Source organism: Variovorax sp. P4_B10 (genome assembly GCF_056402375.1).
Map to the genome: position 1 here is coordinate 1 of NZ_JBFUHN010000137.1, position 10,222 is coordinate 10,222.

General features: G+C 62.5%; 12 protein-coding genes. 4 read left to right on the forward strand and 8 right to left on the reverse strand.

Annotation, left to right across the window (positions count from 1 at the left end):
- The 4 genes from AC1DXX_RS32330 to AC1DXX_RS32345 all read right to left on the reverse strand — a co-directional run.
- A partial coding sequence (locus tag AC1DXX_RS32330) for a type VI secretion system Vgr family protein (protein WP_478138289.1) occupies positions 1-1,646 on the reverse strand: 1,646 nt, incomplete at its 3' end.
- A 610-nt stretch (positions 1,647-2,256) separates the two neighbouring features.
- Positions 2,257-2,907 (reverse strand): LysE family translocator, encoded by a 651-nt coding sequence (locus AC1DXX_RS32335; RefSeq protein WP_478138290.1) that lies wholly within the window; start codon positions 2,905-2,907, stop codon positions 2,257-2,259.
- Between the two features lie 65 nt (positions 2,908-2,972).
- A complete protein-coding gene (locus AC1DXX_RS32340) occupies positions 2,973-3,488 on the reverse strand; it encodes a DUF3237 domain-containing protein (protein ID WP_478138291.1) in 516 nt (171 codons plus the stop codon).
- A 13-nt stretch (positions 3,489-3,501) separates the two neighbouring features.
- A complete protein-coding gene (locus AC1DXX_RS32345; protein WP_478138292.1) occupies positions 3,502-3,900 on the reverse strand; it encodes a nuclear transport factor 2 family protein in 399 nt (132 codons plus the stop codon).
- A 164-nt stretch (positions 3,901-4,064) separates the two neighbouring features.
- On the opposite strand from AC1DXX_RS32345, the gene AC1DXX_RS32350 reads away from it, so the two are divergent.
- Together AC1DXX_RS32350 and pyrF are read left to right on the forward strand one after the other, a co-directional pair.
- A complete protein-coding gene (locus tag AC1DXX_RS32350) occupies positions 4,065-4,553 on the forward strand; it encodes a winged helix-turn-helix transcriptional regulator (protein WP_478138293.1) in 489 nt (162 codons plus the stop codon).
- A gap of 42 nt (positions 4,554-4,595) precedes the next feature.
- Positions 4,596-5,297, forward strand: coding sequence for an orotidine-5'-phosphate decarboxylase (gene pyrF / locus AC1DXX_RS32355; protein WP_478138294.1), 702 nt, complete (start codon positions 4,596-4,598; stop codon positions 5,295-5,297).
- 3 nt (positions 5,298-5,300) lie between these two features.
- Here the strand turns inward: pyrF and AC1DXX_RS32360 are convergent, their stop codons facing one another.
- Complete coding sequence (locus AC1DXX_RS32360) at positions 5,301-6,287, reverse strand: response regulator transcription factor (protein WP_478138295.1); 987 nt, start codon at positions 6,285-6,287, stop codon at positions 5,301-5,303.
- Positions 6,288-6,415: 128 nt separating this feature from the next.
- On the opposite strand from AC1DXX_RS32360, the gene AC1DXX_RS32365 reads away from it, so the two are divergent.
- Positions 6,416-7,825, forward strand: a complete 1,410-nt coding sequence (locus AC1DXX_RS32365) for an amidase (RefSeq protein WP_478138296.1) — start codon at positions 6,416-6,418, stop codon at positions 7,823-7,825.
- 16 nt (positions 7,826-7,841) lie between these two features.
- Here AC1DXX_RS32365 and AC1DXX_RS32370 read toward each other — a convergent pair whose 3' ends face one another.
- Both AC1DXX_RS32370 and AC1DXX_RS32375 read right to left on the reverse strand, forming a co-directional pair.
- Positions 7,842-8,240: a hypothetical protein gene (locus AC1DXX_RS32370; RefSeq protein WP_478138297.1), complete on the reverse strand. Its 399-nt coding sequence runs from the start codon at positions 8,238-8,240 to the stop codon at positions 7,842-7,844.
- Between the two features lie 81 nt (positions 8,241-8,321).
- On the reverse strand, positions 8,322-9,152 hold the full coding sequence (locus tag AC1DXX_RS32375) for a tetratricopeptide repeat protein (protein WP_478138298.1): 831 nt from the start codon (positions 9,150-9,152) through the stop codon (positions 8,322-8,324).
- A gap of 87 nt (positions 9,153-9,239) precedes the next feature.
- On the opposite strand from AC1DXX_RS32375, the gene AC1DXX_RS32380 reads away from it, so the two are divergent.
- On the forward strand, positions 9,240-9,896 hold the full coding sequence (locus tag AC1DXX_RS32380; protein ID WP_478138299.1) for a HEAT repeat domain-containing protein: 657 nt from the start codon (positions 9,240-9,242) through the stop codon (positions 9,894-9,896).
- Here the strand turns inward: AC1DXX_RS32380 and AC1DXX_RS32385 are convergent.
- Positions 9,893-10,222 (reverse strand): nucleotidyltransferase family protein (locus tag AC1DXX_RS32385; protein WP_478138300.1); only part of this gene is annotated, 330 nt, incomplete at its 5' end. The genes AC1DXX_RS32380 and AC1DXX_RS32385 overlap by 4 nt on opposite strands.

Below are 10,222 nucleotides of genomic sequence, written 5' to 3' on the forward strand. Positions count from 1 at the left end.
AGCACGCCCGCGTGGTTGGCCGACGAATCGGTGCCCGCCGACCAGGGCGGCAGGTCCTGTCCGTTGTAGAGCTGTTGGCTCACCACCGGCCGGTCGACGTCGCCCTCGATGAAGGACACCAGCACCTCGGAGCCGACGCGCGGCAGATGGTGCGCGCCCCAGTTCGGCCCGGCCACCGGTGCAGCCACGCGCAGCCAGACGGAGGCGGCCGCGCTGCTGTAGCGGCYGGCCGTGATCAGACTGCCCTGTCCGCCCTGGCCCGACTGTCCTGACTGCTGTTGCGCCGCGCGCTGGGCCTGCCAATGGAAGCGCACCTGCACCCGGTGGTCGCGCTGCGTGTGGACTGCTGTCGGCGCCTCGTCGTCATCGGCGCCGACCACCAGCGCCACCATGGCTTCGGGCGCGGTGGGCTTGGGTATCCAGAGCGGGGCGATCTTCGCGTCGGCGGGCTGGGCCTCGAAGCGGTTGCGGTAGCTGCCGCGTTCGATGTCGCCGGATTCGAGGACCTGGGCCGCCTGGGCGCCGAGATTATTGGCCGCCTCGTGCCTCACAGCGAGAGCAACGAAGGCCTGGCCATCCCCGTCCTGGCCGTAGCGGCTGTGCTGGCTCAGCTCGAAGCGCTGGCCCGCGGCCAGCTGGCGCACGCTGCCCTCGCCGCGGTAGCGCTTGATGCGCGATTCGTGGGCCAACAGCTGGCGCTCGGCCATGGCGGCGGCCGCCGCACTGTTGGCATAGCGCTGCGAGCCCGCGCCGTCGTGGTGTTCGAGCACGGGGATGTCGCCCAAGTCCAGTGCCGTGCTGCTCTGGCCCACGGGCGCCTGCAGGGTGCTGGCGTCCCAGGCGCTGCGGGTGGTGGCGGTGGGCGTGAGTTGGCGCTTGGCGCTCCAGTGCGTGATGCTGTCGCTGCGCTCGCTGGCGTCCACACGGTGGAAGCGGATCGGGTTCAGCGGGCAGAGCGGTGCGCTGGCCCGGGTGTCGAAGATCACGAGCTTGTGGCGTGACGGCGGGATGCCCTGGTTCGTGGCCTGACCGGCGGCGGCGCCGGACGAGGGGCCGTCGTCCTGTTCGTGGTCGAACCTGAAGCTCAGGCCCTCTTGCGCCAGCAATCGGCGCACGAAGGCAAGGTCCGACTCGCGGTATTGGACGCAGGTGGGGCGTTGCGGCAGGTCTTGCGTGAGCTCGAAGGCATAGCTGGCGCCGACGTGGTCGGCGAAGACTTCGCTGACGATGTCGCGCACGTTCTTGTTCACGTAGACAAAGGAGTCGCGGCGCAGGCCCAGGCTGGCGAACCAGGGGCGCAGGTGCAGGCGGTAGCGCGCCAGGCCGCCGTCGCCGCCAAGTGCATCGACACCGACCAGCTGGCCGTGCCAGGCACGGCTGCGGCCATTGGCCAGCAGCAGGCGCAGCGTGAGTTCTTCGCCGATGAGTGCAAAGGGCTCGAAGGCGCTGGACGTGGCGAGCACGTCGATCTCGAAGTTGAAGAGGTCGTTGACGCTCTCCAGCCCGGTGAAGCGCTCGACGACCACGGCGTCGTTGGCCACCTGGGCGGCCTCGGGTGTCTGCAGGGTGACGAGGCGGGCGTTCTGCGAGAGCTGCGCCACGTTCAGGCCGCTGACCTCCCAGCCCGAGGCCCCGAGCGTGGGCATGAATGGGGGTGACGCTGGAGATGACATGGCTGCCAATGCGTAGATGAGGACGATCCACGGGCAGCTGCGCTTATAGGGCCGATCGTCTCGGCGCGCTTCCTACCCTCCCTTCGCGGATTCTGGGATCCGCGGCGCGATGGTAGCGCAGACGCGCAGCTGTACGGCGGCATGTTCGGCGTTCCGAAGCAGACGTGTTGTCGTCTTCGCAGAGCGATGAAAACGAAATATCTAATTGACGCGCGGCGCGGGCCGCGGTGCCTAGCTCAATGACGCCATGCACGGAACGTTCGCCGAGGGTATTTTCTTCAACCCCGCACCGCGCGAAGCAGAAGGAACTGCGCCGCTCACGAACAGCCTTCGACGTAGCGAATCGAATGCGTGTAGCCGGCGTACATCTCGGTGATCCGGTCGTCCGCTTCAAATCTCATCGCATGCGAATCGGGCCGTAAGACTCCATTGTCAAAAGCACCTCTGCAGCATCGGCTTGAAGCGCGATCGAGGTCAACAAAGATCCCAGGATGTGGCGAAGTTTAGGCATGCGTTCTCGAGAGTATCGTGCCGCAGGAGCAAGGCCTGATGCCTGAGTTCAAACGCTTTTTTTGGACGGCGGCTAACGAGGCGCAATTTCGGTCAAGGCCAGCTTGATGCCGAATCCGGCGAACATGACGCCCGCAATGCGGTCCAGCCAATGCAGGCCGCGCTGCACGGCGCCGCAGTGGGCCATCCAGCCGGCAGCCAGCGCCCAGCCGCAGTTGAACGGGAGGGAGTTGAGTTTGAACAAGATGCCCAACAGCACGAAGGTCCATGCCTTGTTGGGCGCATCCGGTGCAATGAATTGCGGCACAAGGGCCAGGAAAAAGATCGCCACCTTAGGGTTTAGAACGTTGGTCCAGAAGCCCCCGAGGAACACACCCGCCAGGCCAGTGGCCGGCCGCGCCTGCGCCAGGGCGATCATCTCCGCAGTAGCCCGCGGTGCTCTGGCCAGCAGCAGTTTGGCGCCGACCCACAGCAGGTACGCTGCGCCAATCCACTTCAGCGTGGCGAAAGCGGTCGCGGACGTCGACAGCAGCGCACTCACGCCCAGCGCGGCCGCGAAGATGTGCACAAAGCCACCGGCCGTGATGCCAAGCCCCGCCACCAAACCGGCCTTGGTTCCGGACCTTAGCGAATTCGTGACGATGTACAGCACGTCCGGCCCGGGCGTGAGGTTCAACAGCCAGCCGGTGGCGATGAACAGCAACAGGTAGTGGGTGTCAGGCATGATGCGGGCGAAGCTTGAGACCGGGCCCTGCGCAGCACTGCGCTTCGCGCTCTGCGCAGGTCATGTCACAGGATGCAATACATCCGATGATCGATGCGGCCAGGGCCGTATTCGCCGTAGCCGACGGTGACCATTCCGGAAAGCCAGGCGTAGCGCTCGTCGGACGTCTCGAACCTGGGCGTTGGACGGATGTATGTTTCATCAAAGGACAGCCGCTCGCCCTTGGCCAGACGCTCACGGCCATCTGCCGGGTACCTGAGGAGGCCTTGCGAGTCATAGTGAATGAGAACGCCATCATGGGTGCGCAAGGTGGCGCGAACATCCATGCGGCTGATCCCGTCAGCACCGAGGTGGACCCAATCGCCGCCGCCCGGCAGCAATTCGCCTCGGAAGCGGGGGCCTTCGAAGCGTCCGCCCTTGACCACGAAGGTCAAGCGGGTGCCGAGGTGGGTCTTGATCACCTGGCCGAGCTCCAGGTCGATGCTGAGATCGCACAGATGCTCGACCGGCAGCGCGTTGATCAATGGTCGATCGAACAGTGGCGTCACGGGAGCGGCGGTGAAGGTTTTTGCGTTCGTCATGTTTTTTTTGCCCTCATTTCGCTTCGAGTGCTGCTTTGGCTTGAGCAAAATCGAAGAAGGTATCTTTCCTTGTGACAAGTCCAGCGCCATCCACTTCCACGACATCGAGCGCATGGAACTTTCTGGGCTCTTTTCCGGGTGGTTGGAACGTTAGATTCCAATCGAGCGTCCAGTGCTTGTCACCAAGAAGAAGGCGACGTATCTCGACGCCGAAATTGGGATAGAGCTCAAACACCCCGGCGAACTCCTTGAGCAGCGCAGCCTTGCCCCTGACCTCTCCGCTACGACCATGCGCCTGAAAGGTCGAGTCAGGCGCATGCAACGCGACAATGGCTTGGGGATCGTGCGAGAGCCATGCCGCGGCGTAGCGGTCGGCGATTGCAGCAAGATTCAGCTTTGTAGCTTCAGACATATTGAAAACCTTTCTGTATCAGTAGCTCTATTCGCGGTGCATCAGCTGATTCCGCGGCTCGCGACTGGTTGATAGGCCCTTTCGCGAACACGACAACTGTACCTATGATTATCATAGCCACATGAAATGTGAGGAAAAAAATGGCTAGAAGTGCGCCGCCATCGGTGGCACAGGACACCCTCTGCCCGGTCGCGTTGGCTCAGAAGATCGTCGGCGACCGCTGGACAGTTCTGGTGCTGCGCGAGTTGTTCCTCGGGAGCCATCGCTTCGAGGAGATTCAGGCGCAGATACAGGCCACGCCACAGATGCTGGCGGGTCGGCTGAAGAAACTCGAATCAGACGGAATGATCGAACGCCGGCCGTACAACACAAGGCCGCTGCGGAACGAGTACTACCTCACCGAGATGGGCATCGGGTTTTATCCCGTATTTTTGGCGTTTCGCGCGTGGGGTGAGACTTGGTGCAAGTCCAGGAAGCAAGAGGTGGCCATTCGCTACACGCACGTTCCGTGCGGAAAGGATCCGGGATTGGGTCCGATGTGCCAGGAATGCGGGAAAGAGATGCGCAGGGAAGAACTTTCCGCGACGCTTAGCAAGTCGTTCGACGCTGAGCGACAGGAGCGCAAGGAAGCATTCAAACGCAATCAAGTCTGACTCGCTTCCTCTAGCCCCGGCGGCCCGCTCCATTCCACAGCCATGACGTCACCAGTAATTGTTGCGCTCGACTTCGAGTCTGCATCCGATGCGGCAGCACTGGTAGAGCGCCTTGGCTTTGAAGCAGACCATTACAAGGTCGGCCTCCAGATGTTGACGGCGGCTGGCCCTGATTTGCTGCGCCACCTTGTCAGCTTGGGCAAGAGCGTGTTTCTTGACCTCAAGCTTCACGAGATTCCCAGTTCGGTCGCGGGCGCTGTCAGGGAAGCAGGAAAACTGGGCGCAACACTTGTGACGGTCCACGCTTGCGCAGGCTCGGCGGTTCTGCGAGCTGCTGTCGATGCGGCAGCATCCTTCCCACACCTCAAGATACTGGCGCTAACAGTCATCACCAGCTTGAGTGACGAAGATTTGCCCGAAATTGGCCTGGCGCCCTCGGTCGATGCGCAGGTCGAAAGGTTGGCCTTGTTGGCGAGCAAATCAGGGTGCCATGGCGTTGTTGCATCGGCCCGAGAAGCGAAAAGGTTGCGCCAGATTCTTCCTGCTGGTGCCCTCATCGTTTGTCCAGGGATTCAGCTGCTCGGTAGCGAAGGGAAAGATCAGGCGCGGGTCGCCGCCCCTGCTGCTGCAGCAGAGGCCGGAGCTTCACATGTGGTGATCGGACGGGCGATCACCGCAGCCAGCGACCCGGTGTCTGCATTCCGAAGCGCGATGGATGCATTTCTTGATGGAGCGCGAAGATAGGTCCTACTTGCGTGCGCGAGTCATCAGAGCTGCCAAGTTCGCCTTGTTGTCTATCGAGAGCTTTGCGTACACCTCGCGCAAGTAGTGCCGTACTGTGGATGGGGTCAACTCAATGATGCGGGCAATCTCCTTGTGCGTCGCCCCCTCGGCGTACAACTTCGCTACCTGATTTTCCCTTGGACTCAGACGGTCCAGCGGACTGCCCTGGCGAAGCTCGATGAGCGTGAGCAGCCCGGCAGGTGCGGCGCGCACTGCCCATGCATCGTCTCCAATCCAACGGCCCGGCGCGAAGCGCGCCCGCTCCACCGTCGCCCGCAACAGCGCAGGCAAAGCCTTTCCCCTCCAGGTCGGCCAACGCTTGGCCACCGACACAGCGAATCCGTCCTCCGCCTGGACGATCGAGCCCACCTGATCGATGAATGCCTTGTGCACGCCGTCCTGAGCCCAGTCTTCGACGGTTCGTAGCCGTCCGCGCAGGTTTTGTTTCCATGCCGCGTGCAGATGAGGGATCAAGCTCTGGTTGATGGAACGATCGTCCGGGGTGAACGGCCGCTGCCCCTGCCCTCGATAGAGCGAGACGAACATGAAAGCGTCCTTCTGGTCCGGCAGATCCACCGACAGCGACAAGACCTGGCGCAGGTCAAAACCTTCCGCGAGCCGCACAAGGCCACTGGCAGGCGGGATGGCGTCGGCGTCAAGCGTAACGTTCCGGTTCTTCACCCTCGCGACCATCGCTGTCACGCTGTCGTCGTGCTTGACCGACTCCCATGCGGTTTCGTATTCGGCTGGCAGACCCGAGCGAAAGGAGCCAAGCAACTGTGGTCCGCTCTCGGACACCGACATCACACCCCACCATGCCTTGTGTGCGCCAAGCAGATGCCGTATGCCGTCCAGTGCAAAAAACGAGTACGCCTTGGCGTCCGCCTCGCCAGCGCGCTCATAAAGCTGCAACAAATAGCTGCTCACAGCAGCGAGCCGACCGATGGCCATGTCTCCCCTCCCTTCTGATGCTGACCCCAGGCCGCCCCGTTCATTTGAACGGGGGTGTTTGGCAGGGGTCTGGGTTTGCGCGTCGAACCTAGACTTTCCCAAACACGTTGTCAAACAGGGAGACAGTCATGACTGAAGTCTGGAAGTGCTCAGCAACCGAATTGGCGCACGCGATTGCGTCCGGCAATCTTTCGTCCCGGGAGGTCGTGCAAGCGCACCTCGACCGGATTGCGACCGTCAATCCGAAACTGAATGCCATCGTGCAAACACTTCCGGACGAAGCGCTTGCCGCTGCCGATGCGGCGGACCGGGCCGTCGCATCGGGCGCTGCCCTGGGCCCTTTGCATGGGGTTCCCATCACGGTCAAGATCAACATCGACCTGAAGGGCACGCCCAGCACGTGGGGAGTTCCGGCCCTGGCAAACGCTATCGCAGCCCAGGACGCTCCGCTGATGGAACGCATGCGCGCGGCCGGCGCCATTCCGATAGGCCGCACCAACCTCCCCGACCTCGCCATGCGGGTGCACACGGACAGTTCATTGCATGGCCTGACGCGCAACCCATGGGCATTCGACCGTACTACCGCCGGCTCCAGCGGTGGCGAAGCGGCTGCGCTTGCGAGTGGCATGAGCCCGCTTGGCATCGGCAACGACATCGGCGGGTCATTGCGCAACCCTGCCAATGCGTGCGGCATTGCATCGATCAAGCCGTCTTCCGGTCGAGTAGCCGATGCGTCGCAGGCGCCGCTGGACAATCGGCCCATCGCCTGGCAACTGATGGCCGTGCACGGTCCGATGGCCCGCTCGGTAGCGGATGTACGTCTTGGATTGCAAGCCATGATGGGCGCGCACCCTCGCGATCCGCTGGCTGTCGATGTTCCGTTCGCCGGAAAGTTTCAGGATCACCTTCGCGTGGCAGTTGTTGCGAACCCACCCGGTGGCGCCTGCAATCCGGCGATCGCCCAAGCGGTGCGCAAAGCGGCGGACGCGCTCTCGAACGCAGGGTATGACGTCAAGGAAGTCGCGCCGCCTCATTACGAGGAAGTCGTACAAGCCTGGGGCCAACTTCTTATCGGCGACTACGCTGCGCTGTGGGACGAGATGGAACCCCTGATGGGGAAGGATGGAAAGGCGTTCTTCTCGGGTTGTTTTCCCCTGGTTCCGAAGGTCGAGAACGCGGCTGCAATGTCGAAGTTGTTCATGACGCGGGACACCCTCGCGCGCGCGTGGTCGATGTTCATGGACGACTATCCCTTGGTGCTCACGCCGACATGGACGCAGTTGCCCTTCACGCACGGCTACGACGCATCCTCTGCCGAAGCCATCGCTCAGACGCTGGAGATGATGCGGCCTGTGGTTCCGGCCAACCTGCTGGGTCTGCCCAGCGCATGCGTGCCCGCCGCTCGTGATCAACAGACAGGACTCCCGATTGGCGTACTGCTCACCGGGCGACGCTTCCGGGAAGACCAATGCCTGGATGCGGCCGAGACAGTAGAAGGTCTGAGGGCAGTGGTTACGCCGATCGATCCCACCTGGTAGGCCCGGGTTCGCCACCTCAGAAGCCCGGCGCCGGACGCCAATGCACGGTGTCCGGATATTCGCGAGCTTCCTTGAAGCACAGGAATATCTCCACCACAGCATCCGCCATGAACCACTCGTCGGACTTGAGTGTCAGCTTGCCCGCGCCAAATACAAGCAGGGTTCCGTCCGGAAAAGTTGGGTTCGGCTTGCCGTGGAACGCCCTCTCCCGCTTCCCGGTTGCGGCGTCGAATCTCTCCACCATGCAGGTTGCCCCGCCACCCGCAACCTGAACGTAGCTTCCGTCTTCACTCGTCAGCGATGCATACGAGTGCTTTCCTGCGCTCCGGAGTGCGAGCAGCCTCTGTCGAATCTGCGCATCTGTGGGCGCGTTGAGTTCGACAAAACTCTGACCTTCAAGGCGCATCTTGTTCATGTGGCAATAACCTCGAGTTATGCAGACTTGCATTCTGGGTCGTGGTCACGTCTTCCCCGGCTTCGCAGCGGTCGAGCATTGTCAAGCTCTCGGGCCATTGGGCAGTTTGCGGCTGACCTCGATCTGCCAGGCGATGAAGCTGTCCCGCTCGAAGCCATAGCGCTCTTGAAAGGACACGGTTTCCGAATACATGAGCTCCGCATAGGTCTGCATCAATGTGGATGCGCTCGTGTACTGAGACTTGTCGATGTATGCCTGAATCGCATGGCGATAGATGGCGTAGTCGTCGTTCGTCTTCGTGCCGCCGTACGACAACGTGAGCTGCGCGCGCGCCTGCCAGATCGGGTCATCCTGGCCCGGCGAATCTGGTTGCCCTTTCAGCCATCGCAGCGCCTTCGTCGCACGCTTGCCGAATGACGGAGGGGCAATGATGGCTCGCAGCGCAGTTGCGATGGCCTCCTCTGTCCGGCCCTGTTTCGCGTACTGCGCCCATAGCAAAGAGAGAGCATCGGTGTACTCCGGAAGCATCGCCGTCGCCTTCTCCAGGTGCAGGACGACAACCTCGGTCGATTGCGTTCGTATCGCCTCCTTGGCGGCGTCGACAAGCGCACGCGGAGAGTTGCCATCCGCAGCAAGCGATGGCGCCTCCGGGTATTCATCTTCCGCGTTGTCTCGCGCTGCGAGAAACGATGCCAGGCAGGAGAAGGTCGGCTGCAGCTCCCAACTGTCGTGCCAGGTCTCCGCGACGATGGGTTCCTTGTCCTCCAGCCCTATCGGCCAATACAGGCCGAAAGTGTCTCCGTTGCCGATCGCGCAATCGGAAAACGGCCGGAATCCCAATGGGGGGTATGGCCTCCGGTAGGTCCAATCGGAATCGAGGTTCACCTCATCAAGCCGCGGCGGGGAGAGCATTGGTTTTTCGTCCTTCTTGGGGCGCTGTGGGCATTGCTTCAGGTCCGAATGTACCGACAGATAACATCGCGAGCCATGACGCGACCGATGAAGAACCCCAACAAGACGCGAACCCTGCGGCAACTGATCCGCATCGCGCTCCGTGACTGGGGGAGCGATCGGCACTGGCGGGCAATTGTCGAGTTGCAGATGCGCGGCTCGCCGGAGACGCTTGGGCTTGCGCGATGGTTGTCGGGGATTCCGAGTTGGAGACGACGAGGCCTTGGCCTCTACATCGCATCCCAACTGCGGCAACGCAAACGCGGCGTCGAGTTCGGCAGCATCGAGTACGGACTGGACGAAACGCAAGCGCTGCTGCTTGCGGGCCTGCACGATACGCATGACGAGGTGGTTCGCGCAGCAGTCTCGGGACTGGGCCATCGGCCACATCCTGCGGCATTGGTCGAACTCGTGCGGCTGTCGACGCATCGCAATGAGTTGCTTCGATGGGACGTTGCGGTCTCGCTGGGCCGATACCCTGAACCGGTCGCCATCGAAGCGTTGCTTCGGCTCGCAAGTGACGCCGACGATCTCGTGCGCAATTGGGCTACGTTCGGTCTGGGCTCGATGCAGGACGCGGACACGCCGGAGATCCGCAAGCTTCTGTGGAAGAACCTGCAGGACCGTGATGCAGAGGTCCGCGGCGAGGCACTCGCAGGACTGGCGCGACGGGGCGATGTACCACTCAGTGCACGGAACGCTTAGCGTGGTGCAGCCTCAGCGTGAGGAAGACCGTCCGACCGAATCTGCAGCCACGGCCATCGCGTGCGATACGACGCGGCTTTCTCATTGAACAGATCGCGATGCGGCATGAGCGGGTTCATCGTCAGTACCCCGTCGTACAGCATGGAGAGGCCGTTCGGCGCATAGAGCTCGCCGGGTCGAACACCGACGCACGTAGCCGGAACAAGGAAGCGATCGATTCCGTCGCAGGCGCTGCTCAGTGCCTCGTAGGGGTGGCCGAAATACGATTCGTACCAGAGATGAACGCGCGCCTGGTTCGATGCTTCGACTGTGATGCCGAGATCACC

Coding starts and splice junctions, on each gene's coding strand:
- AC1DXX_RS32335 (WP_478138290.1), bottom strand. CDS start 2,907: ATGCCTGACACCCACTACCTGTTGCTGTTCATCGCCACCGGCTGGCTG.
- AC1DXX_RS32340 (WP_478138291.1), bottom strand. CDS start 3,488: ATGACGAACGCAAAAACCTTCACCGCCGCTCCCGTGACGCCACTGTTC.
- AC1DXX_RS32345 (WP_478138292.1), bottom strand. CDS start 3,900: ATGTCTGAAGCTACAAAGCTGAATCTTGCTGCAATCGCCGACCGCTAC.
- pyrF (WP_478138294.1), top strand. CDS start 4,596: ATGACGTCACCAGTAATTGTTGCGCTCGACTTCGAGTCTGCATCCGAT.
- AC1DXX_RS32360 (WP_478138295.1), bottom strand. CDS start 6,287: ATGGCCATCGGTCGGCTCGCTGCTGTGAGCAGCTATTTGTTGCAGCTT.
- AC1DXX_RS32365 (WP_478138296.1), top strand. CDS start 6,416: ATGACTGAAGTCTGGAAGTGCTCAGCAACCGAATTGGCGCACGCGATT.
- AC1DXX_RS32370 (WP_478138297.1), bottom strand. CDS start 8,240: ATGAACAAGATGCGCCTTGAAGGTCAGAGTTTTGTCGAACTCAACGCG.
- AC1DXX_RS32375 (WP_478138298.1), bottom strand. CDS start 9,152: ATGCTCTCCCCGCCGCGGCTTGATGAGGTGAACCTCGATTCCGATTGG.
- AC1DXX_RS32380 (WP_478138299.1), top strand. CDS start 9,240: ATGAAGAACCCCAACAAGACGCGAACCCTGCGGCAACTGATCCGCATC.